This is a genomic window from Emcibacter sp. SYSU 3D8, from assembly GCF_039655875.1.
Taxonomy (GTDB): Bacteria; Pseudomonadota; Alphaproteobacteria; order SMXS01; family SMXS01; genus RI-34.
The window spans coordinates 936,067-961,854 of record NZ_JBBYXK010000002.1; the positions used below are offsets into that span (position 1 = coordinate 936,067).

Annotated in this window: 24 protein-coding genes; 10 read left to right on the forward strand and 14 right to left on the reverse strand. The window is 66.3% G+C overall.

What is annotated here, in order from left to right:
• Nucleotides 1–2: 2 nt before the first annotated feature.
• Both WJU21_RS10465 and WJU21_RS10470 read left to right on the forward strand, forming a co-directional pair.
• Nucleotides 3–2,141 carry a TonB-dependent receptor gene (locus tag WJU21_RS10465; protein WP_346323354.1) on the forward strand — a complete coding sequence of 713 codons (2,139 nt, stop codon included), beginning with the start codon at nt 3–5 and terminating at the stop codon, nt 2,139–2,141.
• Nucleotides 2,141–3,247, forward strand: a complete 1,107-nt coding sequence (locus tag WJU21_RS10470; protein ID WP_346323355.1) for a PepSY-associated TM helix domain-containing protein — start codon at nt 2,141–2,143, stop codon at nt 3,245–3,247. The genes WJU21_RS10465 and WJU21_RS10470 overlap by 1 nt, the downstream gene beginning before the upstream one ends.
• Nucleotides 3,248–3,262: 15 nt before the next feature.
• On the opposite strand, the gene WJU21_RS10475 is transcribed toward WJU21_RS10470, so the two are convergent.
• Nucleotides 3,263–3,961 (reverse strand): helix-turn-helix domain-containing protein, encoded by a 699-nt coding sequence (locus tag WJU21_RS10475; protein ID WP_346323356.1) that lies wholly within the window; start codon nt 3,959–3,961, stop codon nt 3,263–3,265.
• 200 nt (nt 3,962–4,161) lie between these two features.
• On the opposite strand from WJU21_RS10475, the gene WJU21_RS10480 reads away from it, so the two are divergent.
• Genes WJU21_RS10480 through WJU21_RS10490 form a run of 3 tightly spaced genes read left to right on the forward strand, consistent with a single transcriptional unit; the run spans nt 4,162 to nt 5,775 of the window.
• Nucleotides 4,162–4,521 carry a DUF1428 domain-containing protein gene (locus WJU21_RS10480; protein WP_346323357.1) on the forward strand — a complete coding sequence of 120 codons (360 nt, stop codon included), beginning with the start codon at nt 4,162–4,164 and terminating at the stop codon, nt 4,519–4,521.
• The gene (locus WJU21_RS10485) at nt 4,521–5,000 is read left to right on the forward strand and encodes a VOC family protein (protein WP_346323358.1); all 480 of its coding nucleotides are present in this window, start codon (nt 4,521–4,523) and stop codon (nt 4,998–5,000) included. The genes WJU21_RS10480 and WJU21_RS10485 overlap by 1 nt, the downstream gene beginning before the upstream one ends.
• Before the next feature lie 43 nt (nt 5,001–5,043).
• Entirely contained in the window at nt 5,044–5,775 is a 732-nt protein-coding gene (locus WJU21_RS10490; RefSeq protein ID WP_346323493.1) for a VOC family protein, read from the forward strand.
• 99 nt (nt 5,776–5,874) lie between these two features.
• Here the strand turns inward: WJU21_RS10490 and WJU21_RS10495 are convergent, their stop codons facing one another.
• The 5 genes from WJU21_RS10495 to WJU21_RS10515 form a co-directional block, all read right to left on the reverse strand.
• Nucleotides 5,875–6,924 carry an alcohol dehydrogenase gene (locus WJU21_RS10495; protein WP_346323359.1) on the reverse strand — a complete coding sequence of 350 codons (1,050 nt, stop codon included), beginning with the start codon at nt 6,922–6,924 and terminating at the stop codon, nt 5,875–5,877.
• A gap of 69 nt (nt 6,925–6,993) precedes the next feature.
• Nucleotides 6,994–8,406: a YhjD/YihY/BrkB family envelope integrity protein gene (locus tag WJU21_RS10500; RefSeq protein WP_346323360.1), complete on the reverse strand. Its 1,413-nt coding sequence runs from the start codon at nt 8,404–8,406 to the stop codon at nt 6,994–6,996.
• 122 nt (nt 8,407–8,528) lie between these two features.
• Nucleotides 8,529–11,600 (reverse strand): efflux RND transporter permease subunit, encoded by a 3,072-nt coding sequence (locus WJU21_RS10505; protein ID WP_346323361.1) that lies wholly within the window; start codon nt 11,598–11,600, stop codon nt 8,529–8,531.
• On the reverse strand, nt 11,597–12,697 hold the full coding sequence (locus WJU21_RS10510) for an efflux RND transporter periplasmic adaptor subunit (RefSeq protein WP_346323362.1): 1,101 nt from the start codon (nt 12,695–12,697) through the stop codon (nt 11,597–11,599). The genes WJU21_RS10505 and WJU21_RS10510 overlap by 4 nt, the downstream gene beginning before the upstream one ends.
• Before the next feature lie 63 nt (nt 12,698–12,760).
• Complete coding sequence (locus WJU21_RS10515; RefSeq protein WP_346323363.1) at nt 12,761–13,177, reverse strand: metallopeptidase family protein; 417 nt, start codon at nt 13,175–13,177, stop codon at nt 12,761–12,763.
• Nucleotides 13,178–13,314: 137 nt separating this feature from the next.
• Here WJU21_RS10515 and WJU21_RS10520 point away from each other — a divergent pair, with 137 nt between their 5' ends.
• Nucleotides 13,315–13,740: a Kazal-type serine protease inhibitor family protein gene (locus WJU21_RS10520; RefSeq protein WP_346323364.1), complete on the forward strand. Its 426-nt coding sequence runs from the start codon at nt 13,315–13,317 to the stop codon at nt 13,738–13,740.
• Nucleotides 13,741–13,746: 6 nt separating this feature from the next.
• Here the strand turns inward: WJU21_RS10520 and WJU21_RS10525 are convergent, their stop codons facing one another.
• Complete coding sequence (locus tag WJU21_RS10525) at nt 13,747–15,324, reverse strand: cisplatin damage response ATP-dependent DNA ligase (protein ID WP_346323365.1); 1,578 nt, start codon at nt 15,322–15,324, stop codon at nt 13,747–13,749.
• A complete protein-coding gene (locus WJU21_RS10530) occupies nt 15,321–16,373 on the reverse strand; it encodes a ligase-associated DNA damage response exonuclease (RefSeq protein WP_346323494.1) in 1,053 nt (350 codons plus the stop codon). The genes WJU21_RS10525 and WJU21_RS10530 overlap by 4 nt, the downstream gene beginning before the upstream one ends.
• Before the next feature lie 91 nt (nt 16,374–16,464).
• Between WJU21_RS10530 and WJU21_RS10535 the strand changes: the two genes are divergently transcribed.
• The 3 genes from WJU21_RS10535 (at nt 16,465) to WJU21_RS10545 (ending at nt 20,761) form a co-directional block, all read left to right on the forward strand.
• On the forward strand, nt 16,465–19,005 hold the full coding sequence (locus WJU21_RS10535; protein WP_346323366.1) for a ligase-associated DNA damage response DEXH box helicase: 2,541 nt from the start codon (nt 16,465–16,467) through the stop codon (nt 19,003–19,005).
• Nucleotides 18,998–19,693, forward strand: coding sequence for a ligase-associated DNA damage response endonuclease PdeM (pdeM, locus tag WJU21_RS10540; protein ID WP_346323367.1), 696 nt, complete (start codon nt 18,998–19,000; stop codon nt 19,691–19,693). The genes WJU21_RS10535 and pdeM overlap by 8 nt, the downstream gene beginning before the upstream one ends.
• Before the next feature lie 69 nt (nt 19,694–19,762).
• Nucleotides 19,763–20,761, forward strand: coding sequence for a polysaccharide pyruvyl transferase family protein (locus WJU21_RS10545; protein ID WP_346323368.1), 999 nt, complete (start codon nt 19,763–19,765; stop codon nt 20,759–20,761).
• A 2-nt stretch (nt 20,762–20,763) separates the two neighbouring features.
• On the opposite strand, the gene WJU21_RS10550 is transcribed toward WJU21_RS10545, so the two are convergent.
• From WJU21_RS10550 to WJU21_RS10570, 5 genes are all read right to left on the reverse strand, one after another.
• Nucleotides 20,764–20,991 carry a DUF2061 domain-containing protein gene (locus WJU21_RS10550; RefSeq protein WP_346323369.1) on the reverse strand — a complete coding sequence of 76 codons (228 nt, stop codon included), beginning with the start codon at nt 20,989–20,991 and terminating at the stop codon, nt 20,764–20,766.
• Between the two features lie 80 nt (nt 20,992–21,071).
• On the reverse strand, nt 21,072–22,319 hold the full coding sequence (locus tag WJU21_RS10555) for a cytochrome P450 (protein WP_346323370.1): 1,248 nt from the start codon (nt 22,317–22,319) through the stop codon (nt 21,072–21,074).
• A gap of 59 nt (nt 22,320–22,378) precedes the next feature.
• Nucleotides 22,379–22,798 carry an OsmC family protein gene (locus tag WJU21_RS10560; protein WP_346323371.1) on the reverse strand — a complete coding sequence of 140 codons (420 nt, stop codon included), beginning with the start codon at nt 22,796–22,798 and terminating at the stop codon, nt 22,379–22,381.
• 148 nt (nt 22,799–22,946) lie between these two features.
• Complete coding sequence (locus WJU21_RS10565) at nt 22,947–23,378, reverse strand: gamma-glutamylcyclotransferase family protein (protein WP_346323372.1); 432 nt, start codon at nt 23,376–23,378, stop codon at nt 22,947–22,949.
• Nucleotides 23,375–24,289, reverse strand: a complete 915-nt coding sequence (locus tag WJU21_RS10570) for an LLM class flavin-dependent oxidoreductase (RefSeq protein WP_346323373.1) — start codon at nt 24,287–24,289, stop codon at nt 23,375–23,377. Before WJU21_RS10570 ends, WJU21_RS10565 begins: the two co-directional genes overlap by 4 nt.
• A 107-nt stretch (nt 24,290–24,396) precedes the next feature.
• Between WJU21_RS10570 and WJU21_RS10575 the strand changes: the two genes are divergently transcribed.
• A complete protein-coding gene (locus WJU21_RS10575) occupies nt 24,397–24,951 on the forward strand; it encodes a nuclear transport factor 2 family protein (RefSeq protein ID WP_346323374.1) in 555 nt (184 codons plus the stop codon).
• Between the two features lie 3 nt (nt 24,952–24,954).
• Here WJU21_RS10575 and WJU21_RS10580 read toward each other — a convergent pair whose 3' ends face one another.
• Nucleotides 24,955–25,770 carry an arylamine N-acetyltransferase gene (locus WJU21_RS10580; RefSeq protein WP_346323375.1) on the reverse strand — a complete coding sequence of 272 codons (816 nt, stop codon included), beginning with the start codon at nt 25,768–25,770 and terminating at the stop codon, nt 24,955–24,957.
• Nucleotides 25,771–25,788 lie beyond the last annotated feature (18 nt).

A 25,788-nucleotide genomic window follows, 5' to 3' on the forward strand; every position in this document is an offset into this window, starting at 1 on the left:
CCTTGAGCAACGCCCCTTCCATCACCCTCGTCGCCCTCGTCTGCGCGGTGCTGAATGCGCCTGCGACCCTGGCTCAGGAAGCCGGTCCGGCGGACACGGCGCCCGATGCCGCGGGCGACACGGTTGTCGTCACCGCCACACGCACGGTGCTGCCGCCCAATGCCTTGCCCATGACCATCGATGTCATCGACGCGGTCACCCTCGAGCAGCAGGTGCTCATCAGCGGCTCGATCATCGACGCGGTGTCGGCCCTGTCGCCCTCGTTCTCGCCGACCCGGCAGAAGCTGTCCGGATCGGGCGAAACCCTGCGCGGGCGTTCGCCGCTCTACGCCATCAACGGCATTCCGCAGTCGACCCCGATTCGCGACGGGTCACGCGATGGCTACACCATCGACCCCTTCTTCATCGACAGGGTGGAGCTGATATACGGCTCGAATGCCTTGCAGGGCATTGGCGCGACGGGCGGCGTGGTCAACCAGGTGACGGTGGGCGCGCCACGGGAAGACGGCTTCACCGGCCGGATCCTGCTTCAGGGTACGGCCGACAACGGCTTTTCGGGCGACGGCCTCGGCGGCAAGACCGGCGCGCTGGTAAGCTGGAAAACCGGCCGGTTCGACGCCACGATCGGCGGCACCTACGAGACGCGGGGCGCGTTTTATGACGGCAAGGGCAACCGCATCGGCGTCGACGGCACCCAGGGCGAGGTGCAGGATTCCGAAAGCTGGTCGGTGTTCGGCCGGCTCGGCTTCCAGATCGACGACAGCGCCCGTCTCGAGCTGATCGCCAACCGCTTCGAACTGGCGGGTGACGGTGATTACATCGTCGTGCCCGGCGACCGGACCATGGGCATTCCAGCCACCAGCATGCGCGGCAAGCAACCGGGCGTGCCGCCGGTCAATCAGGTCGAGACCGTGGCCCTGTCGTTCATCGATGACGACCTGGCCGGCGGCAATTTCGTCGCCCAGCTGTTCTACAACCATTCCGAGGATGTCTTTGGCGGCGGTACTTTCGGCACCTTCCAGGATGCGTCCATCGCGCCGTTGGGTACGCTGTTCGACCAATCCGCCAACCGCTCGCGCAAATATGGCGGCAAGTTCACCTACGAACGCACCATTGCCGGTGGTCTGCGGGGCACCATCGGATTCGACGCGTTGTTCGATCGCACCGAGCAGGTTCTCGCGCTGACCGACCGGGCCTGGGTGCCGCCGACCGAATTTCGAAGCCTGGCGCCGTTCGGCCAGCTCAACCTGGCGCTGTTCGATGAAACGCTGCGGCTGTCCGGCGGCGTGCGCTGGGAGAACGTACAGCTGAAGGTGGACGATTTCACCACGCTCGCATTCTACGGCGCGCGGCAGGTCTCGGGCGGGTCGCCCAGCTTCGACGAGCCGCTGCTCAATGGCGGCGTTGTCTACGAGCCCTGGAAGGGCATCCGCGGCTACGTGTCCTATGCCGAAGGCTATACCGTCGCCGATGTGGGCCGGATCCTGCGCGGCATCACCCAGGAAAATGTCGAAATCGACACCTTCCTCGACATCAATCCCGTGGTCTCCAACAACCGGGAAGTGGGCATCGAGGTGGACCGTGGGCCGATCACGGCAAGCGCCACCTATTTCTGGTCGAGCAGCAAGAACGGCAGCCTGCTAGTGCTGAATGCGGGCGGTGTCTACGATGTCCAGCGCCAGCGCGTCGCCATCAAGGGGCTGGAGCTGAACCTGAAGGCGCGGACACCGGTTCCGGGCCTGGAAGTGTCCGTCGGCTATGCCCATCTGCGCGGGCGCACCGACAGCGACGGCGACGACATTCTCGATATCGACCTGGACGGCGCCAACATCTCACCGGACCGGGTCAACCTGTCCGCGTCATACCGCGACGGCCGGTTCAGCGCGTTGGTGCAGGGCCAGATCTACCTGGCCCGCGATTTCCAGGGCGGCGACCCGCGCAACAGTTTCGACGGCTACACACTGGTCGACGCGGCGGTGCGCTATGAGACCGACTTCGGCGGCGTATCGCTCAGCATCCAGAACCTGCTGGACCGGCAATACATCACCTATTACTCGGACACGACGCGGCCGACCGACGACACCCTGTTCTTTGCCGGACGGGGCCGGACGATCACGCTGGCCTGGGACTACCGGTTCTGATGGACACGCTGGCGCTCGCCCATCGCTGGGCCGGCGGGTTCATCGGCCTGCTGCTGGCGGTGCTCGGGCTCTCGGGCACCTTGCTGATCTACGAGGATGCCTGGGTGCGGGCGACGGTGCCGCATGCCGCCGATACCCAGGTGACCGACACGGCGGCCATCGCCGCGTCGGTCGGGCAGCTGCTGGCCGATCCCGACACCCGGCCCAGTTCGATTGTTCTCTCCAGCGCCGGGAACGGCGTGCACCGGCTCTATTACGGCGGCGAGGCGGGCGCCTATGCGAGCCAGGCGGGCGAGGTGGTCACGCGGTGGACCAGCAAGTGGGACCGCGTCGAGGTCTGGCTGTTCGACCTGCATCACCACCTGCTGGCCGGCGAGACGGGCGAGGCGGTGGCCGGGGCGGCCGCGCTGGCGGGGCTGGTGTTCGTCGTCACCGGGCTGGTTCTGTGGTGGCGCACATGGCGCCTCTTTTCCCCGCGGCCATGGCCGCGCTCGCTGTCGCGTCTTGCCATCGTCCAGCATCACAGGGACATGGGCGCGTTGGCGGCGCCCCTGCTGTTCCTGGCGCTTTTGACCGGGGCGATGATGACCATGCGGCCGGTCTCCGACTTCGTGCTGTCCCCGCTGTCTTCCGCCGCGCAGATGCGCGCGGCGACGGCGCCGCCCACGGTCGAGGGCGGCCCGTTGGCCGAGCGCCTCGACTGGCCGGCGATGCTGGGCGCCGCCCGCGCGCGGTTCCCCGATGCGGAATTCCGAACCATCGGCCTGCCGAGAAAGCCGGGCGGGCTGATTTCCCTGCGCATGCGGCAGCCGGCCGAATGGCTGCCGAACGGCCGCACCAATGTGTGGTTCGAGCCGTCCACCGGCGAGATCGTGGCCGTGCGTGACGCGCTGCGCCTGCCGACCGGCAGCAAGGCATCCAATATGGTCTATCCGCTCCATGCCGCCAAGGTGGGCGGCCTTGTCTATACGGCCCTGATGACGGTGACCGGACTGGTCCTGACGTTGCTGGGCACGCTGGCGGTTTTCAGTTTCTGGTTCGCCAGCGGAAGCGCGATCCGGTGGCGCCGCCGCGCCGCCGCACGGGAGCGCATGGCGGGAGAATGACCGGAGGCCGGCCGGTCATGCAGCCGGGCTGATCTTGGGGGGCAGCGGAAACAGGGTGACGAAGCGGTTGGCGATGGTCCTGTAGCCTTCGAGTTGCAGCGCGCCGTCCGCCTCCAGCGCCGCAATCGGCACGCCGCCATAGACCGCGGCCGCGACGGCGCCCGGCGTGCCGGTGAACGTCACGTCGGGGCTTTCGATGGGCGTGCGCTGTGCATCGATGCGGCCCTTCCGGATCTGCACCATGTAGTCTTCGCCGTCGAGGCGGAAGCCGATCCGTGCTTCGAAGTCGCCGGCGAGGTCGGCGGCGAACATGGTGCGGAACGACAGCATCAGCGACACCGGACTGAGCGGCAGCATGGGATCATGCAAGGGCGAGCGCGTGGCCCAGCGGCCCAGCGCCTGCATGATCGGCTCGGCTTCGTATCCCCACGGCGTCAGTTCGTAGACCTGTGAGGCGGCTGGCGGTGCCAGCTTGCGACGCACCAGCGCCCCGATCCCTTCGAGACCCTGCAGCCGCTGCGTGAGAACATTGGCCGAGATTCCCGGCAAGGCTGCCCGCAGATCGCTGAAGCGCAGCGGTCCCAGCATCAACTCGCGCATCACCAGAATGGCCCAGCGCTCGCCGATAAGGTCGAGACCGTGTGCGGCGCCGCAGGCGTCGTCATAGCTTCGGCCGGGTAACGAAAGGCCGGCCGTAGTTTTTGTTAACTTCATAGTTGTTTTTTATAACTATAATGGTAAAGCTGTCAAGCCGCAACGGGGACCGAGTCGCATGCCCAGCATGATCCTCATCAGGGTCTCCGTTGCCCGCCGACAGCAGGCGGCGCCGTCGCAAGTGACGTTTGCCTGAGGGACGGCACGCAATCGAGGCCAGAGGAACCGCGGCCAGGCCGCACAACCCGAGGAGAGACCCGATGAGTTATGTTGACGGATTCGTTATTCCCGTGCCGGAAGATCAGAAGGATGCATACCGCAAGATGGCCGAGGAGGCCGCCGTGCTGTTCCGTGAAGCCGGCGCCACGCACGTTGTCGAGTGCTGGGGCAACGACGTGCCGGAAGGCAAGGTAACCGACTTTCATGGCGCCGTGAAAGCCGAGCCTGGCGAGAACGTGGTGTTTTCCTGGATCACCTGGCCGTCGAAGGAGGCCCGCGACGAGGGCAACCGGAAGGTAATGGCCGATCCACGCATGAAGATGCCCGACGTGATGCCGTTCAATCCCCAGCGCATGATTTTCGCCGGTTTCGAGGTGATCGTCGAAGCGGGGGAAAAGTGATGTCCAGGATTTCCACCTGCCTGTGGTTCGACAGGGACGGCGAGGCGGCGGCGCGGTTCTACACCTCGCTGCTGCCCAACTCGCGGATCGACAAGGTGACGCCCTACAAGGCGGACACGCCCGGCGGCAAGACGGGCGACACCATGATCGTCGACTTCACCCTCGACGGCCAGCGCTACCAGGCGCTCAACGGTGGCCCGGTATTCAAGCATTCTGCCGCCGCCTCGATCATTGTCCTCACCGAGGACCAGGCCGAAACCGATCGGCTGTGGCATGCCTTTCTCGATGGCGGCGGGACGCCGGTGCAGTGCGGCTGGCTTACCGACCGCTGGGGCCTGTCTTGGCAGATCATGCCCCGGCGTCTGGTCGAGCTGACGATTGACGCGGATGGTGACAGCGCCCGCCGCGCCACCGAAGCCATGCTCGGCCAGATCAAGATCGACATTGCTGAGATCGAACGCGCTGCCGCCAGCGCCTGAACGGAGACCGACCGTGACCCAACCCTTCTTCTGGTACGAATTGATGACATCCGACCCCAAGGCGGCCACTGCATTCTATGCCGACGTAGTCGGCTGGACTCCGCAGGGAATTGGCGGGGACCGCGACTACACGGTCCTGAATGTGGCCGAGCGTGGTATCGGCGGCGTCATGGTGCTTCCGCCCGACGCGAAGACCCAGCCGCCCTGCTGGGTGGGCTACATCCACTCGGCCGATATTGACGCCGATGTGCAGCGGTTAAAGGATGGCGGCGGCGCCGTCCACGTTCCGCCGGCCGAGATTCCCCAGGTGGGCCGCTTCGCCGTGCTCGCCGATCCGGGCGGCGCCATGTTCATGATGCTGCAGCCCTCCACCACCGGCGAGATGCCACCGCTGGGCAACGAGACGGCGGGCAATGTGGGCTGGCGCGAGTTGTATGCGGCCGACGGCGAGAAGGCAGCGGATTTCTATGCCGGCCTGTTCGGCTGGAAACAGGTGGACGCCATGGACATGGGCGCCATGGGCAAGTACCGGCTGTGTTCCATGGACGATACGGGTCTTGCCATCGGCGCCATCATGAACAAGCCCGAACAGGTGACCACGCCGTGCTGGCAGTTCTACTTCAACGTCCCGGCCATGGATTCAGCCGTTAACCGGGTGAAACGGGGCGGCGGCAAGGTGCTGATGGGGCCGCACCAGGTGCCGGGCGGCAACTGGATCGTCAATGCCGTCGATCCGCAGGGTGCCTATTTCGCGCTCCTCGCACCCTTTCGTTGAGTTCTCCCCGACGCGCCGTTCCCGGCCGCCCGCTGCGGCGACGGGAACGGCGATTCCTGTCGCGGCGAGCGCCGACGCGGTGCTGCTCGGGGCGGCCTGTCAGGGACGCAGTACCACGCGGCCGGTGATCCTGCCGTTGCGCAGGTCGTCCAGGGTGGCGCTGGCCTGGTCCAGCGGCCGCTCGGCAACCGGGATCGGATCGACTGCGCCGCGCTTGACCATGTCCAGCATCTCCTTCGTCTCGGCCAGCGAGCCGACGAACGAGCCCTTGAGCTGCATGGAGGTGAACGGAAACATGGGGATCGGCATGCTGAACGCGCCGCCGAACAGGCCGACGACCACGGCGGTGCCGCCCTTGCGAAGGCTGTTGCGGGCCAGCGCGAACGAGCTTTCCGATCCGACGAAATCGATGGCCGCGAACACGCCGCCGCCGGTATCGGTCTTGATCTGGCGGACGATCTTGGCGTCGGCGGCGTCATAGGCCGCGCCGGCGCCCGCCTTCTGGGCTGCGGCCATGCGGTCGGCGCTGATATCGGCGACCAGCGGCGCCTTGCCGAACAGGGCCTTGGCGAACTGCACCCCCATCATGCCCACGCCGCCGACGCCGACGATCAGGATCGCGTCATCCGGCCCGGGCTGGTCGATTTTCTTCAGGGCGGAGAATGCGGTCAGGCCCGAGCACATATAGGTGGCGGCGAGGCCTTCGGGGATCCCGGCGTAGTCGAGCAGGTATTTCTCGTCCGGCACCAGCACGTGGTCGGCATAGCCGCCGGCGATATTGACGCCCAATTGGCGCGGCGCGTTGCACAGATGTTCGTCGCCGCGGGCGCAGATCGGGCAATTGCCGCAGCCGATCCATGGAAACGCAACGCGCCGATCGCCCACCTTCGCCGTCTTCGCGTCGGGCCCGACGGCGACGACGACGCCCTCGATCTCGTGGCCCAGAGTGAACGGCAACTGGATGCCGCGGGTCATGTCCAGTTTGTTACCGCCGCCCATGTCGAAGTGGCCATCGTGGATGTGCACGTCGGAATGGCAGACGCCGCAATGGGTGACCTTGAGAACCACCTCGGCGCCCTGCGGCAGGGGAGTCTCGCCGGTGACTTCCTCAAGAGGCTGGCCGAACGCGGTGATCGCCTGGCTTTTCATGGTGCTGCTCCTCGAAGGCTGGAATTGGCGGGCATTAGGCGGCGGGTCCGCCGCCGTGTCAATCGCCGCTCAGGGGGCGGGCGGCGCATCGCCGGGAGGCGGCGTATCCGGCGCGTCGATCAGCGACCGGATGGTCCTGCCACGCAGAACGACGTCGCGCGCCCGTTCGGACTCCTCGATCAGACCATTGGCCTGAGGGTCCTCGGGTGGTTTGAGCCGCGACGGCCGGCCCGTCGAATCGGCGTCGCGCAGCACCGCCACCATTTCCGCCAGGGTGACGACCGACGGATCCTTGGCCAGCATCAGCCGCGTCGGCTTCTCGCCGCTCTCGAACAGCAGTCCGCCTTCGAGCAGTGCGCACACGGTCCATTCCACGGCCGGGTCCGGCGCGTCGATGCGCTTGGCGAGGGCGGCCACGGTCCAACCGGGCGCGCCCGTCTTGAAATGGTTGGCGATCTCGCGCATCACCGCGATGGCGATGATCTCGCGGGCGCGGGCGCTGAGCTTGAGCGCGTCGGGCTCGACGGTGGCGTATTGCGGATGCTGGATGTAGCAGGCGATGGACGAGCCCAGGAGCAGGATGAGCCAGCTGCCGTAGAGCCAGAACATGAAGATGAACAAGGTGGCGAAGGCGGCGTAGATGGCATAGCCCGCCGAGTTGGCAAGGAACGCCGCGAACATCCAGCCCCACAGCTCCCACAGCGCCGCCGAGATCGCCGCGCCGATCAGGGCCGGCTTGAACCGGACCCCGGTGTTCGGGACCATCATGTAGATGAAGGTGAAGGCGACCACCAGGATCACATAGGGCACGAACTGGCCGCCCCAGGCGATCACCGTCTCCATGCCGGACTGATGCGTCACCCACTCGATCAGGCTGTCGGAGGCAAGCGCCGAGATCACGCTGATGGCCCCGAACACCAGCAACGGCCCGATCAGCAGCACGCTCAGATAGACGGCGAAGGTCTGGCGCAGGCTCCGGCCTCGCTTGATGTGCCAGGTATAGTTGAGCGCGTCCTCGATCTTCTGCATCAGCAGCAGAACCGTGTAGATCAGCATCAGCAGGCCGACGCCGCCAAGCAGGCCGACCTTGACGTTGTCGACGAAGCCGATGATCTGGTCGGCCAGTTCGTGGGCCTTTTCCCATCCCAGCGGCCGCAGCACGTTGTAGAGCAGCGGCTGCACCTGGTTGTGGACACCGAAGCCCTTCAGCACGGAGAAGCTCACCGCGAGCAGCGGCACCAGCGACAGCAGCGTGGTGTAGACCAGACTCATGGCCTGCAGGCTGAGATGGCCGTGCACCAGATCGCGCCAGCTTGCGCGCAGCACCCGCAACACCAGCGCCCGCCGCCGGACGCCTTCCGGCAGCCAGCGCAGCGGCGCCGGCCCGGTCAGTGTCAGCCAGTGCCGCTTTGCCGATGCCGCGCGCCGCCTGATCCAGGATGGCGGCTTGCTTTCGGCTTTCCAGGGTTTGCTCGACTGCACGTCTGTGCGTCACTCCGTTGCCGCGAAAGAAATTCCGTTGTTTCTGTCATAGCTTATCAACGCGGGACGGCGCTGGTAACGACTTTCACGGCAACGCGGCTGCGACCGTTGGGTTCCGGTGCTCAGGGCGTGGCGGGATGAGGCTGTGCCGCGCGGGCGCGGTCGCGCTGGTCGCGCGCCAGGACGACATATACCGTCGGCACCACGAAAAGCGTGAACAGGGTGCCGATGCCAAGGCCTGTGCTGATGACGAGACCAATGTCGAAGCGGCTTTCGGCGCCCGGACCGTCGGCCAGCAGCAGCGGCACCATGGCGAAGATCATGGCGACCGTGGTCATCAGGATCGGCCGCAGGCGCACGCCGGCCGCCTTGAGCACGGCGGCGCGCTTGTCCAGGCCTTCCTTGATCTGCAGGTTGTTGGCGAAGTCGACGATCAGGATGCCGTTCTTGGCGATCAGGCCGATCAGCGTGATCAGCCCCACCTGGGTGTAGATGTTGATGGTGGCCGCGCCCAGGGTCAGGAAGATCAGCGCGCCGGCAATGGACATGGGCACCGACACCAGGATGATGATCGGATCGCGCCAGCTTTCGAACTGGGCCGCGAGCACCAGATAAATCACCAGGATCGACAGGAAGAAGGTAGCGATCAGCGCATTGCCTTCCTGGGCATATTGCCGCGACTGGCCGGTATAGTCGTAATGATAACCCGCGCTGAAACGCGTGTCGGCGATGCCGCGCAGCGTCTCGAGCGCCTCGCCAAGGGTGGTGCCCATGGCGGGCACGCCTTCCAGGGTCACTGCATTGAGCTGCTGGAACTGGGTGCGCTTGCTGGGCTCGACCGATTCCTTGAACCGGACGATGGACGATAACGGCACCAGCTGGCCGCTGCCGGCGCGGATGTAATAGGAATCGAGCAGCTCGTGATTGGCCCGGAAATCACGCGATACCTGGGGGATCACCTCATAGGATCGGCCGCCCAGGCTGAACCGGTTGACGTAGCCGCCGCCCAGCATGGCCGACAGATTGGCGCCGACCTCTTTCATGTCGATGCCCAGCTGGGCCGCCCGGTCGCGGTCGATTTCCAGCGTGGTGCGCGGCCGGCTGAACTCGGTGGACTTGCGCAGGAACATGAATTTTCCGGAGGCCATGGCGTCGCCCAGAATCTCCGTGGCCATCTGGTCCATCTCGGTAAAGTCGTGGGCCGAGGTGAGAACGAACTGGACCGGAAACCCGCCGCCGCTGCCCGGCAGGCTCGGCCGCGGCGCCATGTTTATCTGCACGCCGGGAATTTTCGACACCTTGCCCTGGATTTCCGGATAGACGTCGAACACCGAGCGTTCGCGCTCGGTCGATGGCAGCATCTTGAACCCGCCGAAGCTCAGGCTGGGGCTGCCGCTGCCGCCCAGCATCAGGAAGCTGTGCTTGTATTCGGGGATCGTCTCGAACTGCTTCACCATCTCCTTGGCATAGGTCTGCACGTAATCGATAGTCGCGGTCTGCGGCGCGGCCATCTGCACGAACAGGATGCCCTGGTCCTCGGTCGGGGCCAGCTCGGTCTTGGTGGTCACGAACATGAAATAGATGCTGGCCAGGACGATGACGGCGAAGGTCATCGTCACCGCCAGGTGATCCAGCACGCTCGACAGCAGCGTCTGGTAGCGGTCGGCGAGACGCTGGAAGAAGTGCTGCACCGCCGCTTCCATGCGGCCGTGCCCGGTCGCCGGCTTCAGGATACGCGAGGACAGCATGGGCGACAGGGTCAGCGCGATGACGCCCGAGATCAGCACCGAGCCCGCCAGCGCGAAGGCGAATTCAACGAACAGATTGCCCACGAGGCCGCCCATGAAGCCGATCGGCACATAGACGGCGACCAGGGTCGTGGTCATGGAAATGATGGGCACCACGAGTTCGCGGCCGCTGTTGATGGCGGCCTGGAACGGCGTCTGTCCCTCGAAGATGTGCCGGTCCACGTTCTCGACGACCACGATGGCATCGTCGACGACGAGGCCGATGGCCAGCAGCATGGCCAGCAGGGTCAGCAGGTTGATAGAGAAACCCATCACCAGCATCATGAAGCAGCAGCCGACCAGCGCCAGCGGCACCACCACGCTGGGGATCACCGCGGCGCGCAGCGATCCCAGCGAGATCAGCACCACCAGCAGCACGATCACCACGGTCTCGCCCAGGGTCCAGAACACCTCGGCGATGGACTCGCTGATATATTCGCTGAAGTCGACGGCCAGATCCATATTCAGGCCTGTGGGCAGCTGCGACTCGATGTCCGGCAGCAGTCCCAGCACCTCCTTGGACACGGTCAGCGGGTTGGCGCCCGGCGTCTGCTCGACGGCGAGGAACATGGTGGTCTTGCCGTTGTACCAGGTGGTCATCTCGTAATTGCGCGCGCCCAGTTCCACGTCGGCCACGTCGCGCAACCTGACCAGCGTGTCCTGGTCGCGGCGGATCACCATGTTGCGGAACGCCTCGGGATCCTGGATGTCGGTCTCGGCGCTCATGTCGATGGACACCGAGGCGCCCTTGGTCTGTCCCACGGCGGCCAGGTAGTTGTTGGCCCGCAGCGCCGACGCCACGTCATCGGCGGTCATGCCCAGTGACGCCAGCCGCTTGGGGTCGAGCCAGACCCGCAGCGCGAAGGTCTTGTCGCCCATCAAAGTCGCCTTGGCGACGCCCGGAATGGCCTGGATGCGCGGCTGGACGGTGCGCATCAGATAATCGTTGATCTGCGACGGCGACATGGCGTCGCTGAAGAACGCCACATAGACCAGCGCCATGTTCTCGCCGGTGGTTGCACTGATTACCGGGTCCTGGGCGTCCTGCGGCAGCTGGCTGCGCTGGCTGCCCACCTTGGCCTGGATCTCCGCCACGGCGGCATTGGGGTCGTAGTTGAGCCGCATATGGGCCTCGATCACCGAGGTGCCCTGCGTGCTGGTCGAGGCTATGTAGTCGATGCCCTCGGCTTCAGCGACGGCCTGCTGCAGCGGCGTCGTCACGTAGCCCTGGATGGATTCGGCGCTGGCGCCGGGATAGGCCGTGCGGATCGAGACGACGGTGGACTTGGTCTCGGGATATTCGCGCAATTCCATCATGAAGATGGAGCGCAGGCCGATCAGCAGGATCAGCAGGCTGATCACGCTCGCCAGCACGGGCCGGCGGACGAATATGTCCGTGAATCTCACGGCAGGTCCACCGCCTGCGGCGGCGCCACCCGATTGTCAACGGCCACGGTCTGGCCGCTGCGCAGCTTGTTCTGTCCGACAGACACGACCTGGTCGCCCTCTTTGAGCCCGCCCGTGATCTCGATCATACCGCCGCGGGTCTCGCCCGTCTGTACCGGCGTGGCCACGGCGGTGCGCTCGCCGCCCTTTTCGGCGATCGCGAAGACCGAATTGCCGTAGGGATTATAGGTCACCGCCGACAGCGGCAGGGTCAGCACGCTGCGCTCGGACGGCAGGCCCACGATCATCTGGGCGAACATGCCCGGCCTCAGCGCCCTGTCGGCGTTCTCGACGGTTGCCTGCATCGCGATGCTGCGGGTGGCGCTGTCGACCCGCGGGCTGACCGCCGTGACCTTGCCGGTGAAGGTCTTGCCCGGGAAGGCGGCGACGCTGAAGCTGACGGTCTGACCGGGACCCAGCGCATCGATATAGCGCTCGGGCAGGGTGAAGTCGGCGTAGATGGGGTCAAGCTGCTGCAGGTCGACCATGGGCGTGCCGGCCTGCACATATTGGCCCAGACTGACCTTGCGGATGCCGAGGCGGCCGGGGAACGGCGCCGCGATCACCTTCTTGGCGATCATCGCCCGCTGCTCGTCGGCCTGCGCCAACAGGCTGTCCAGGCTGCTCTTGGTCGCATCGAGCCGGGCCTGCGATACGTGGCCCTGATTGATCAGCTTGGTGTCACGCTCGAAATTGCTCCGGGCCAGCGCCACTTCCGCCTGCAGCGATTTCAGGCGGGCTTCCTCGGCGGTGGTGTCGAGCCGCACCAGCGGCGCTCCCTTGGCGACTTCGGTGCCGGATTCGAACAGGATCTGGCGCACGGTGCCGGCCACTTCGGTGGCAAGGTCGACGCTCTGGACTGCGCGCAGGGTGCCGACGGATGTCAGCTCGGACCGCCAGACCTGCCGGGTGACGACCGCCGACGACACGACGGCCGGCGGCGGCTTCATCGTCGCCATGTATTCCGCTGTCTTCATGCTCACGAAGGCCTTCCAGCCGAAAACGCCGCCGAGAACGACGAAAACGGCCGCAAGCATGATGATCATCCGCTTGTTCATGGCTGCATCAGTGCCATTTCGCGCCCGCAACGTCGAGAGGCTTATTTCGACATACGGCGTGCATTATTCCGCGCTCACGCTGGCGGTTTCCTCGATGCGTTCCATGTCTTCATCGGAGAAACCGAAATGGTGGCCGATCTCGTGGATCAGTACATGGGCGATGATGTGGCGGATGGACTCGCTCCGTTCTTCTTCCTCCCAATAGTCCAGGATCGGCTCCCGGTAGAGGAAAATCACGTCCGGCACGCCGTCGATCACGCCGGAGACCTTGTCCAGCATGTTGACGCCTTCATAGAGGCCCAGCAGGTCCCAGGGGCTTTCCAGCTCCATGTCCTCGCAGACCTCGTCGTCGGGGAAATCCTCGACGCGGATGGCGACGCCTTCGCAGTGGGTGCGGAAATGGGCGGGCAGGCGCGCAAAGACCTCCCGCGCGATCTCCTCGAAGTCCTCAATGGACGGATAGTCGTCGTCTTCAGTCAACAAAAGCCGGCCCCACCTGCGCGCCTGTCAACATTCAGGCCTGAATGCCCTATGCCCCTTGTGCGGGCGCACGTCAACCGCCCTTGGCCCGCGCGGTGGAACAACGCTATGGTGGCGCGGCCCAACGGAGACCAACGATGAAGCCACTTCTGACCCTTGCGTTCGCCATCGCCGCGCTGTCGCTCGCTGCCTGTGCCTCGGACAAGGGAGCGGGGCCAGGCGATCCCGAGGACGCGCTGGGCAAACCCTCGTCGGTCACCATTCCGGCGGCCTCCTCGGCCATCGGCCAGGGTGATGGCAACGCGGTGATCTGCGATACCGTGGCCGGCTTCGCCTGCCCTGATGGCCAGTACTGCAAGTTCGACGGCGGCAGCTGCGGCATCGAGAAGAAGACCGGTGTTTGCGTGGCGAAGCCGCAGATGTGCACCAGGGAATACCGGCCCCAATGCGGCTGCGACGGCAAGACCTACGGCAATTCGTGCGATGCCGCGGCGGCCGGCAAGAACGTGGATTTCGAGGGGGAGTGTCCGCCGGCCGGAGACGCGCCCGCGCCGGACAGATAATCGGCGCTAGATCAGCATTTTCTCCAGCAGCGCCAGTTCGTCCGCTTCCCTGGGCGGCTTGTCCCACCGGATCCGGTTGATCCTCGGAAACCGCATGGCGACGCCTGACTTGTGCCGGCTCGAACGCTGCAATCCCTCGAAGGCCACTTCCAGCACGAGGCCCTTGTCGGGTTCGTGGGTCACCTCGCGGACCGGACCGAAACTGTTGATGGTGTTGGCGCGCACGAACCTGTCGAGCTGCTTCAGCTCGTCATCGGTGAAGCCGAAATAGGCCTTGCCCACGGGCACCAGCGCGCCGTCCTTCCAGACGCCGAAGGTGAAGTCGGAATAGAACGATGAACGGCGGCCGCTGCCGCGCTGGGCGTAGAGCAACACGGCATCCACCAGGTACGGGTCGCGCTTCCATTTCCACCAATATCCTTTCGGCCGCCCGGCGAGATACGGGCTGTCGCCCCGCTTGAGCATGACGCCCTCGATGCTCTCGGCCTCGGTATGGCCGCGCAGGCCGGCGAGGTCTTCGAATGCGGCGAAGGGTATCAACGGCGACAGGCCGATGCGCGCCTCGCCCTGCCGCGCGGCCCAAATCTCCAGCCGCGCGCGGCGTTCGTCGAAGGGCAGCGGGCGCAGATCTTCGCCATCCTCGACCAGCAGGTCGTAGACACGCAGGCCGGCGGGAAAACCGGAGAGCTGCTTTTTGCTGACGGTCTTGCGGTTGAGCCGCTGCTGCAGGTCGGAGAAGGGCGCGACCGCGCCGTCGCGGATCACCAGCAACTCACCGTCGATGGCGGCCTCGAAGTGCATGGCCTCGATCAGGTCGGGGAACGCGCCGGAAATATCCTCGCCGGTACGGCTGTAGAGCCGCTTCACGCCGCCTTCCGACACAGCCTGTACCCTGATGCCATCCCATTTCCATTCGGCCCGGTAGTCGGCCGGGTCCATCCGGGCGAAATTCGCCTCCTCGACCGGATGGGACAGCATCACCGGCCGGAACGGCGCCAGCGCGCCATGTTCCGGTCGTTCCGCCGCGCCATCCGCCCAGGCGAACAGGTCGAGATAGGGCGGCTCCAGTCCGTGCCAGACTTCTTCCACCTCGGCGATGTCGAGGTTGCCGTACTGGGCCAGCGCCTGCTTGGCGAGGCGGGCCGAGACGCCGATCCGCATGGCGCCGGTGATCAGCTTCAGCAGCGCCCAGCGCCCGGTCTCGTCGAGCGCGTCGAGCCAGCCGGCGATGCGCCCCGGCATGTCCAGCTTGGAGGTGCGGTCCAGTTCCTCGACGATCTCGGACAGATCGGGCACCCGGTTGACGCCGCGGCGTGCCGGCCACATCAGCGCGATGGTCTCGGCGGTGTCGCCCACATAGTCGCGGGACCAGCGGAACAGGGCCGGGTCGGTGCGTTCCTCGATCAGGCCGCGGATCATGGCCGGCTTGGCGTGCTTGAAGTCGAGCGTGCCGGTCATGGCGGCCAGCGCATAGCCCCGGTCCGGATCTGGCACGTGCCGGAAATAATCGACCATCAGCGCCAGCTTGTCGTTGCGGCCGGGCGTGTAGGACAGCCGGTCGAGCAGCTCGGCGAACCGGTTCATCCGGCGGAGTCCGTGGCTGTCGCGGCCTCGTTCGCCGGCGCCTCGCCGTCTTCATCGTCATAGCCTGCCAGGTGCAGCGGCCTGGCCTTCAGGCCGTTCAGGCCGGCCCAGTGCACCAGCGGTTCCTCGCGGCCGTGCGTCACCCAGACCTCCTGCGGCGACAGCTCGTGCAAGGTGCCGGTCAGCTCGTCCCAATCCGCGTGGTCGGAGATCACCAGCGGCAGCTCGATGCCGCCCTGGCGCGCCCGGGCGCGCACCCGCATCCAGCCGCTGGCGAAGGCGCCAATCGGCTCGGGCAGCCGCCGGCTCCAGCGGTCGCCCAGCGCCGAGGGCGGCGCGACGATCACCCGGCCCATCATCTCGTCCCGTGTGGCGTCCTTGGCGAGGCGCAGATCGCCCAGGTCCACGCCCAGTTCCCCATAGAGCGCGCAGAGCTTCTCCATCGCGCCGTGGATATAGACCGGCGCGCCGTGACCCGCCTGGCGCAGCAGCGCGATGATCCGCTGCGCCTTGCCCAGCGCATAGGCGCCGACCAGCACGCAGCGTTCGGGGAACACGTCCAGCATGTGGAGGACCTTGTCCACCTCCCGCGCGGCATCGGGATGGCGGAAGACCGGCAGGCCGAAGGTCGCCTCGGTGATGAAAACGTCGCACGGCACCGGCTCGAACGGCGCACAGGTCGGATCGGGCCGCCTTTTGTAGTCGCCGGACACGACAATGCGCCGTCCATGCGCCTCGATCACCGCCTGGGCGCTGCCCAGCACATGCCCGGCCGGTACCAGCCAGACCGTGGCGTCGCCGATCCGGTGTTTTTCGCCATACCGGGCAACCTGCTGCGACGGCGTGAAGTCGGCGCCATAGCGCGAGCCCATGATCGCCAGCGTTTCCCTGGTCGCCAGGACAGAGCCGTGACCGGCGCGGGCATGGTCGGAGTGGCCATGCGTCACCACCGCCCGGGGCGAGGCACGCGTCGGGTCGATGTAGAAATCTCCCGGCGGGCAGTAGAGGCCCTTCGGCGTCGGGCAGACGATGTCGGTGAAGGCAGTCATGGAGACAAGAACATCAGGCACCGCGGTTTCGTTTCAAGGGATGGGCATAAACCTCCTGTTCCCATTCTGTTCCATTCCGCTAGATTAGGCCATGGATTCGTCGCACCCGCTCCCGGTATCCCTGCCGCCCGTCTTCCGGGACTGGTTCGGCGCGCGCGGCTGGGCGATCCGGCGGCACCAGCAGGAATTGCTCGATCTGGCCCAGGCGGGCCGCTCGGCGCTGCTGGTCGCGCCGACCGGCGCGGGCAAGACGCTGGCCGGCTTCCTGCCGCCGCTGATCGAGCTCTACCACGAGATGCAGGGTCCGCCAGCCGAGCGAAGACGGGGCCTGCACACGCTCTACATCTCGCCGCTCAAGGCGCTGGCCGTCGATATCGCCCGCAACCTGGAGACGCCGTCGGCGGAAATGAAACTGGGCGCGCGGATCGAAACACGCACCGGCGACACGCCCACCGAGAAGCGCGCGCGCCAGCGCCGCGATCCGCCGGACATCCTGCTGACCACGCCGGAACAGCTCGCCCTGCTGTTGTCGCACAAGGACGCGGGCGACCTGTTCGGCGGCCTGCGCACCATCGTGCTCGACGAGCTGCACGCCATCGAGAACACCAAGCGCGGCGACCTGCTGGCGCTGGGTCTTGGCCGGCTGGCGCGCATCGCGCCGGGGGCGCGGCGCGTGGGCCTGTCGGCCACCGTCGCCGATCCGGACCGCCTGCGGCGCTATCTGGTGCCTCAAGTCGCCGGGCAGGCCCGCATGGCCGAACTGGTGGTGGCCGATCCGGGTGCGCCGCCCGACGTGGCCATCCTGCGCACCCGCGAGCGGATTCCGTGGGCCGGCCACCGCGGCGCCTACGCCATGGCGGACATCATGGCGGCGATCAAGGCGGTGCGCTCGGCGCTGCTGTTCGTGAACACGCGCTCGCAGGCCGAGGCCAGCTTCCAGGCGCTGTGGCAGCTGAATGACGAGAACCTGCCCATCGCGCTGCATCACGGCTCGCTGTCGGTCGAGCAGCGCCGCCGGGTCGAACAGGCCATGACCCTGGGCAAGCTGCGCGCGGTGGTCTGCACCTCGACGCTGGAGCTTGGCGTCGACTGGGGTGCGATCGATCTGGTGATCCAGCTCGGTGCGCCGAAAGGCTCGTCGCGGATGATGCAGCGGATCGGCCGATCCAACCACCGGCTGGACGAGCCGTCGCAGGCGCTGTTCGTGCCCACCAACCGGTTCGAGGTGCTGGAATGCGTGGCGGCCAAGCAGGCGATCATGGACGGCATCCAGGACGGCGACCTGCCGCGTCCCGGCGGCCTCGACGTGCTGGCCCAGCACCTGGTCGGCCGCGGCTGCGCCGAGCCGTTCGACATGGCGACGCTCTACGAAGAGGTCACCGCCGCCGCGCCCTATGCCCATCTGGACCGCGAAACCGTCGAGCGGGTCGTCGATTTCGCGGCAACCGGCGGCTATGCGCTCCAGCGCTACGAGCAATATCACAAGCTGGAGCGGCTGCAGGACGGGCGCTTCACCATCGCCTCGCGCAAGGCGGCGCAGCAATACCGGCTGAATGTGGGCACCATCGTCGAGGCGCCGATGATCAAGCTGCGCTCGATCCGGCGCGGCGGGCGAGGGCGCAAGGCCGGCGCCGCGCCGGCGGTGACCCATGTGGCGGGAAAGCCTGTCGGCCGCGCCGGGTTCCATATCGGCGAGGTCGAGGAATGGTTCATCGAGCAGCTTCGACCCGGCGACACCTTCCTGTTCGCCGGCCAGGTCTGGCGCTTCGAGGGCCTGGCCGAGAACGAGGCCTATGCCTCGAAGACCGAGGAGAAGGAGCCGATGGTGCCGTCGTACCAGGGCGGCAAATTCCCGCTGTCGACCTTTCTCGCCGAACGGGTGCGCGCCCTGCTGGCCGATCCGTCGCAGTGGCGCTTCCTGCCCGGGCAGGTGAACTGGTGGCTCGATCTCCAGCGCGCCAAATCGTCGATCCCCGGCGCCGATCAGATGCTGGTCGAGACGTTCCCCCGCGGCTCTCGTCACTACATGGCGTGCTATCCGTTCGAGGGACGCCTCGCCCACCAGACCCTCGGCATGCTGCTGACCCAGCGGCTGGAAAAGATGCGGTTGCGGCCCATGGGCTTCATGGCCAACGATTACGCGCTGGCGGTCTGGTCCCTGGGCGATATGTCTACGGTCGACATGGGCGCGCTGTTCTCGGACGAAGGCGTGGGCGACGGGCTCGATGCGTGGATGGCCGAGTCCAACCTGCTGAAGCGCACCTTCCGCACCTGCGCCACCATTGCCGGCCTGATCGACCGGCGCTATCCGGGCCATGAGAAAAGCGGCCGCCAGATGATGGTCAATTCGGACCTGATCTACGATGTACTGGGGCGGCACGAGCCTGACCATATCCTGTTGCAGGCGACCCGCGAGGACGTCTCGTCCGGCCTGCTGGACCTGGCGCGCATGCGCCGGCTGCTCGAGCGGATACGGCCTGCGGGGCGCATCCTGCACCGCAGGCTGGCGCAGATTTCGCCGCTGGCCGTGCCGTTGATGATGGAGATCGGCAAGGAGTCGATCGCCGGCGAGGCGAACGAGGACCTGCTGTCCGAGGTGGCCGATGAGTTCATGGAGATACTGAATGGCTGACGCGGCCCCGAACGAAACGGCGATGGCCTCGGTGAACGGCGCCGCGCTGGTATTCGACCGCTCGGGCGCGGCGTGGTGGCCGGAGGAGCGGTTGCTGGCTGTCGCCGACCTGCACTTCGAAAAGGGCTCGTCCTTCGCGGCGCGGCGCGGCGTGCTGTTGCCGCCCTATGACACGCGCGAGACCTTGCAACGGCTGGAGGCGGCCTGCGCCTATTACCGGCCCAGAACGGTCATCGCCCTTGGCGACAGTTTCCACGATCTGGGCGCGGCGGGCAGGCTGTCGGCGGGGGACGTGGCCCGTATCCGCGCGCTGACCGCCGGACACGAATGGTACTGGATCGAGGGCAACCACGATCCCCAGCCGCCGGAGGGTCTGGGCGGCTGGTGCGCCGCCTCGCTGGCCTGCGGTCCGTTGCTGTTCCGGCATCTGCCGCAGCCAGGCACACAGCCGGGGGAGGTGGCGGGCCATCTGCATCCCGCGGCCAGGGTGGTGGTGCGCGGCCGGGGGCTGCGGCGGCGTTGCTTCGCTACCGACGGCCGGCGGCTGATCCTGCCGTCCTTTGGCGCCTATACGGGCGGCCTCGATGTGCTCGACCGGGCGTACGGGTCCCTGTTCACGGAATCGTTTCATGCGTGGATGATCGGCCAGGACCGGGTCTATCCGGTGGCGAGCGGAAAACTCTCGTAACGGTTGAATCCGCGCGGCCTGTCCGGTCTTAATGATCGCAGGTTCAACGGGCCGGAGGGCGACGACGGAGTGACTGGTCGGGAAACAGTCCGCCAGAAGGGCGAATCGCGCATCAGTGAACGGGCCGCGGCGATGGGCGCACTGAAACAGCGGCTGGGTGCGCTGGTCGATGCGATCCCGGCAGATGCGCCGGTGATCTACCTCGACATTCCCATTCACCTGAACGTGGGCGACCTGCTGATCTTCGCCGGGACCGAGCGCCTTCTCGCCCGGCACATGCGGCAGGTGACCCACCGCTTCAGTTCCAAGGATTATGCGCGGTTTCTGGATGCGGTCACCGATCGCCACGTGCTGTTGATGCATGGCGGCGGCAATCTTGGCGATCTGTGGCCGGAACACGAATCGGTCAGGCAGGATATCCTGCGGCGATTCCCGCATAACCGGGTCGTGGTCTTTCCCCAGACAGTGCACTTCCGGGACATGGGGAACGCCGCCGCTTGCGGCGCGGCGTACCGGGATCACCCCGATTGCATCCTGTTCGTGCGCGACGAGACATCGCGCAAGGTGGCCGAGCGGCACATGGGCGTGCCCTGCCGGACCGCACCGGATGCCGCGCATCATCTCTGGCGGTCGGGAGATATTTACCGAGCCGACGCCGGCGGACGGGGGGAACTCGTTTTGCGCCGTACGGACCAGGAGGCCGCGGAATCCGAGCGGGCGCCCGACGGGATCGACTGGCAGGACATCATTACGCCGGCGGACCGGGCGATCTTCCGGATGCAAAAGCATGCCATCAGGCTCAATTCCAGCGTGCCGCTGCAAGCCCTGCTGATGGGCTCCTGGCGCGGCCACCGGGACCGGGTGATCCGCCGGGCCTCGACCCATTTCAGGACGAGATCACGCATTCGGACCGACCGGCTTCACGCGGTCATTCTGGGGTGCCTGCTCGGCAAGGAGGTAATCATGGAGGACAACAATTACGGCAAGCTGTCGGCCTATTTCGATACCTGGATGCCGGAGCTGATTCCGCGGGGCAGGGTGCACCCCGATCCGGCCTCTCGCGCGTAGGTTCAGAAGCCGTGCGCGTGGCCGCCGAGGATAACCGCATCGGTGCCGGGCTGGTCCGTCATCCGCCAGGCCCGCTCATGGAAGAAGAACACCACCGTGTTGATTGCCGGCTCGACCAGCGCCACGCCGGTGGCGACGGCGACCGAGCCGGTGAAGGCATAGGTCACGGCGAATCCCACCAGGAAATGCAGGACAGCGAAGGTGGCGGTCTTGATCAGATCTCTCGGCATGGCGGCACCCTTTGTTGCGAATGACTCGCAAGATAGGGCATGGCGCACCGCAAGGCAAGTTAAATTAGAATTATTCTAAACTATCCATCCGTCAGCACATAGCGTATCGGCAGGCGCTTCAGGCCGCTGACGAAACTGGATTGGACCCATGCGGGATAACCGTCCAGTTCCACATGCTCCAGCCGGGGAACAAGCTCGGTGAACAGCGCGCGCATTTCCATCTTGGCGAGGTACTGGCCGAGGCAAAGATGCGGACCATAACCGAAGGCGATGTGGCGGTTGGGCGAGCGGTCCACGCGGAACTCGTTGGGCGCCTCGAACACCTCCTCGTCCCGATTGGCGGCGTGGTAGAGCAGCATCAGCGCATCGCCCTTGCGGATATTCTGGCCGCGCAACGTGTAGTCCTCGGTGGCGGTGCGCATGAAATGCTTCACCGGGGTGGTCCAGCGGAACATCTCATCGACCGCCGACGGGATCAGCGCCGGATCGTCCCGCAATCTGGCCAACTGCCACGGGTTGCGCATCAGCGCCAGCAGGCCGCCCGAGGTGGCCGAACTGGTGGTGTCATGCCCGGCCGTGGCGATGATGATGTAATAGGACATGGCCTCCAGATGACCAATCGGTCGGCCGTCGATGGTGGCGTTGGCGATCACGGTCGCCACGTCGTCCCGGGGGTTGGCGCGGCGGGCGTCGGTCATGGCGGAGAAATAGGCGAAGAACTGCTGCACCGTCCCCATGTCGGGCGCGTCGGCCTCCTGCCGCTGCATGTCCGGGTCCTGCGGCCCGAACAATTCCTGGGTCAGCTTCAACAGCAGCGGCTCGTCGGATTCCGGCGCGCCGAGAATCATCATGATGACTTGCAGCGGGTACCAGACCGCGACGTCGGCGACAAAGTCGCAGTACTTGCTCTGCGCCATCCGGTCCACGGTACGCTTCGCCAGCTCGGTAATGCGCTGCTGCAGCTTGCCCAGGCTGCGCGGCTGGAACCATTCCTGGGTCATGGCGCGGAATATTCGGTGGTCCGGGTTGTCCATGTGGATCAGGGTGCGCAGCAACTGGTCGCTGCCGCCGGTGAAGGCACGGACCGCCTCTTCCTGGTCGATGCTCTGCAGCACCGCGCGCGGACCGTTCAGGAAGCGGTCGCTCTGGCGCTCCAGTTCCATGATATCGGCGTGGCGCGAGATTGCCCAGAACGGCCGGAATCCGGGGGGCTCCACCCAGGCGACCGGCGCGTTCCGGCGCATGTCGTCGAGCAGGGCCAGCAGCCCCCGCTCGTCGGCCCAGATGCTTGGGTCGGCGATTGCGCAATAGTCGATCATCGTGCTCATGAAATCCCTCCCGCCGGCAAGTATGGGGAAGGATACGGTAATTCGCTACCGGCGGGTCATCACGAGGCCTCGATGACCTCGAAATCATGGGTGATGGCCACGGCTCTCGCCAGCATCGCCGAGGCCGAACAGTATTTTTCTGCCGACAGGGCGATGGCGCGTTCCACCTTCGCCGGGTTCAGCCCCGCGCCTGTCACCACGAAGTGCAGATGAATCTTCGTGAACACCTTGGGGTCTTCGCCGGCGCGCTCGGCGTCGATTTCCAGGTTGCAGCTGGACACCGTCTGGCGGCCCTTTTCGAGGATGTGCACCACGTCATAGGAGGTGCAGCCGCCCAGTCCCAACAGGATCAGCTCCATGGGAGTCGGCGCGATGGCGACGCCTGTCTTGCCGCCCATGCTGCCCATGACCACCGCATGGCCGGTATCGGACTCGCCCAGGAAGTTGCGGTCCTCGATCCATTTGACGCGTGCTTTCATCGGCGTGGCCTCCTTCGGGTGCGCGCAATCTAGCCGCAGGCGGCTGCGTGGCAAACTCTTTCGGCGCTGGCACCGCTGCCTGCGCCGGATCGAACACGGATAACACGGCGGCTGATCCGGTCTTGCAGCCTGGATCGGCGCCCGTGCGTCACGGCCGCGTTCGCAGGCCGGACAGATACAGCCGGTAGGCCTCGGGAAAGCCGTGATGGAGGGCGGCTTCTTCCAGCGATTCCAGATAGCCTTCGCGCGGGAGCGAGGGCTCGGCATTGCTGGCGATATAGATCAGCGCCGGCTCCAGCACCTCGAAATCCGCGACCGGCCGCGCCGTGGCGCGGCGGTAACTGCCGCGCGCCACGCCCTCGATCTCGTCGAGCGCCGCCTCGCAGGCCTGTGTCAGCCGCCACAGCACGCCGTGCACGGTGGCGCCCGCCTCGGGCACCACCGTGCTGACGCCGCGGATGTTGATCAGCAACCGGTAATCCGGCAGCGAGGCCGCTCCGATGAAGCCAGCCGCCGGACAGCGCTGCGCCATGATGACGGGATGCATGTTGCGGCCATAGGCGAAGTAGAGGCGGGTCATGGCAGCCGCTTAGCCACGTTTTCGTTCACCCAGCGCACGTCCTCGATGCTGGAGCAGGACACGGTTACTTCGGTGCAGCCCACTTCCTTGAACCGGCCGAGCTGTTCCAGCATGGCGTCGCCGTCGCCGTGGAGCACGCCGCCCACGCCCCAGTCGGTGACCGACTCCTTCCTGCCCCAGCCGCGCGCCATGTCGCGGATGCGGTGGGCGAGCTGCTCGGCGCCGCGCTCATCGGCGCCGCGCGCCATCACCACGTCGCAGGTGATCGCCACGTCCTCCGGCTTGCGGCCGGCTTTTTCGACCGCCTCCTTCAGCGGCCCGGCGATCTCCCGCACCTGGGCGGGCGACAGCTGCCATGTGTTGACGGCGTCGGCGTGGCGCGCCGCCACCTGCAGGGCGAGGCCCGCCTTGTTGAGGCCGATCCAGATCGGCACGGAGCCGTTCACCGGCACCGGGGCGAACTCGGCCTCGCCCTCATAGGTGTGAAACTTGCCGTCAAAACCATCGATCTTGCCGGTGAACAGCTGTTTGAGGATGACGATGGTTTCCTCGAGGAGCTCGACCCGGTCGCTGAAGCCGGGCATGGGAAAGCCGTAAGGCCTGAAGTCGGCCACCTCGTAGGCGGTGCCGATGCCAAGAATCACCCGGCCGTTCGACAGCGCATCGACGCTCGCCACCTGCTTGGCGAGGCGGGTCGGATGATAGAACGGTGCGCCGGTTACATGGGTGCCGAGTTTGATCCGGCTTGTCCTGGCCGCGGCATAGGCCAGCCAGGTCCAGGATTCCGTGACCGGGAACGAGGGATGGTCGGCGATATAGAGCCCGTGCAGTGCGGTGGCGTCGATCTCGGCCAGGTGCGGCGTTGCCCAGTCCTGGCTGGTGATGATCACGCTCAGTTTCAGATCGCTCAATTAATGCTTCTCCCCGGTCCCCAACGCAGTCATCCTAATCAACTGGGGAAGACGAGGGAACGCCATTGGGAAGAACGGCGTTCTCGCTCAAGTTCTGGGGAGGACGCATGAGCACGACGACCTACGATATCGAGGCCATGGCGCGGCGCCTTGCCGAACTCGACGACCTGCAGGCCATTCGCGACCAGCAGGTGCGCTACGGCAGGGCGCTGGATTGGGACGACGAGCCTCTGCTGGCCCAGGTGTTCTGGCCCGACGCCGACATTGACTACGGCTTTTTCTGCGGCCGGGGTGACGAGTTCGTGAAGGTGCTGATCACCATCAGCCGGGAATCGGGCTGCCGGCCGTGGCACGCCATCTCGGGCCAGAGCGTCAGCCTGACCGGCGCAAACTCGGCCAAGGCCGAATGCTACTTCCTCGGCGGCAGCACCACCCTGAACATCGCCGGCGACACCGAGGTCCAGTTCATCGGTGGCCGGTACCTCGATGATTTCGAGAAGCGCGGCGGCGAGTGGCGGGTGGCCAGGCGGGTGCTGATCTGCGATTTCCGCTATTCGGACATCACCCGCACCGAGACCGTCGAAGGCTTCGCTGCAGCACTCAACGATCGCGGCAAGCTGGGTCCCGATCACCCGCTTTACTGGCAGTTCACCCGCCGCTGACGCTCAGACGGTGAAGTCGGCGCCCTGGCCGGCGATCGGCTTGATCTCCTCGTAGCGGACTCCCAGGTCGATCCCGAAATTCTCCCTCAGGGCCGCCAGATAGGGCTCGCCCTCCTCGAGACAGGTGACGGTTTCCTGTCCGCCCGCCACCTTGCGCAGCGTGTAGTCCATCAGCGACACCCGGCCATCGGGCGTGGGACGCGTCGCCACCCGCGCCCAGGTGAAGAATGAGGCCGGATGGGTCGAGGTGAAATGGTTGCCCAGGACCCGGTCGCTGTCGATCACATGGCCCATGTCGAAGCTGTAGAGGTTCGACCAGCCTTCCTCGCCGCGCATCTGCAGGATGATGCCGTAGACGTCGTTGGCCACGTAGCGCCGCACCGACCCGTTCAGGTCCTGCTCGACGTCAAGCGACAGCCGCATGGGCGCCAGCGCCGTGCCGCTGCCGAAGCCCACATCGGCGATCCAGTCCTCGCCGCCGATCCGCACCAGACTCAGCTGGTGGGTGCGGCCGCCTACCGGCCCGGCAATGTGCACCCGCCCCAGCAGGGCACGGGCCTCGAAACCGAATGCCTGCAGCGCCGCGAGGAACAGGCTGTTCACCTCGAAGCAATAGCCGCCGCGCGGGCGCCGCACCAGCTTGTCGAAAATCGTGGCGGGATCGAGCGATATGCCGCGGCCCAGCAGGATGTCGAAATTCTCGAACGGGATGGCGAGGGGTTGGGCCCGCTGCAAGCTGCGGAGCCCGTCAACACTCGGTGTGGGTGCCGCCGCCAGGCCGATCCGCTTCAGGTATGCCTCGGTATCGAATTCGGTCATGTGCAAACTCCTCCGGCA

Excerpts from the sequence above, each read along its gene's own strand:
- WJU21_RS10470 (WP_346323355.1), top strand. The coding sequence starts at position 2,141 with ATGGACACGCTGGCGCTCGCCCATCGCTGGGCCGGCGGGTTCATCGGC.
- WJU21_RS10475 (WP_346323356.1), bottom strand. The coding sequence starts at position 3,961 with ATGAAGTTAACAAAAACTACGGCCGGCCTTTCGTTACCCGGCCGAAGC.
- WJU21_RS10480 (WP_346323357.1), top strand. The coding sequence starts at position 4,162 with ATGAGTTATGTTGACGGATTCGTTATTCCCGTGCCGGAAGATCAGAAG.
- WJU21_RS10485 (WP_346323358.1), top strand. The coding sequence starts at position 4,521 with ATGTCCAGGATTTCCACCTGCCTGTGGTTCGACAGGGACGGCGAGGCG.
- WJU21_RS10490 (WP_346323493.1), top strand. The coding sequence starts at position 5,044 with ATGACATCCGACCCCAAGGCGGCCACTGCATTCTATGCCGACGTAGTC.
- WJU21_RS10495 (WP_346323359.1), bottom strand. The coding sequence starts at position 6,924 with ATGAAAAGCCAGGCGATCACCGCGTTCGGCCAGCCTCTTGAGGAAGTC.
- WJU21_RS10510 (WP_346323362.1), bottom strand. The coding sequence starts at position 12,697 with ATGAACAAGCGGATGATCATCATGCTTGCGGCCGTTTTCGTCGTTCTC.
- WJU21_RS10520 (WP_346323364.1), top strand. The coding sequence starts at position 13,315 with ATGAAGCCACTTCTGACCCTTGCGTTCGCCATCGCCGCGCTGTCGCTC.
- WJU21_RS10525 (WP_346323365.1), bottom strand. The coding sequence starts at position 15,324 with ATGAACCGGTTCGCCGAGCTGCTCGACCGGCTGTCCTACACGCCCGGC.
- WJU21_RS10530 (WP_346323494.1), bottom strand. The coding sequence starts at position 16,373 with ATGACTGCCTTCACCGACATCGTCTGCCCGACGCCGAAGGGCCTCTAC.
- WJU21_RS10535 (WP_346323366.1), top strand. The coding sequence starts at position 16,465 with ATGGATTCGTCGCACCCGCTCCCGGTATCCCTGCCGCCCGTCTTCCGG.
- pdeM (WP_346323367.1), top strand. The coding sequence starts at position 18,998 with ATGGCTGACGCGGCCCCGAACGAAACGGCGATGGCCTCGGTGAACGGC.
- WJU21_RS10550 (WP_346323369.1), bottom strand. The coding sequence starts at position 20,991 with ATGCCGAGAGATCTGATCAAGACCGCCACCTTCGCTGTCCTGCATTTC.
- WJU21_RS10555 (WP_346323370.1), bottom strand. The coding sequence starts at position 22,319 with ATGAGCACGATGATCGACTATTGCGCAATCGCCGACCCAAGCATCTGG.
- WJU21_RS10560 (WP_346323371.1), bottom strand. The coding sequence starts at position 22,798 with ATGAAAGCACGCGTCAAATGGATCGAGGACCGCAACTTCCTGGGCGAG.
- WJU21_RS10565 (WP_346323372.1), bottom strand. The coding sequence starts at position 23,378 with ATGACCCGCCTCTACTTCGCCTATGGCCGCAACATGCATCCCGTCATC.
- WJU21_RS10575 (WP_346323374.1), top strand. The coding sequence starts at position 24,397 with ATGAGCACGACGACCTACGATATCGAGGCCATGGCGCGGCGCCTTGCC.
- WJU21_RS10580 (WP_346323375.1), bottom strand. The coding sequence starts at position 25,770 with ATGACCGAATTCGATACCGAGGCATACCTGAAGCGGATCGGCCTGGCG.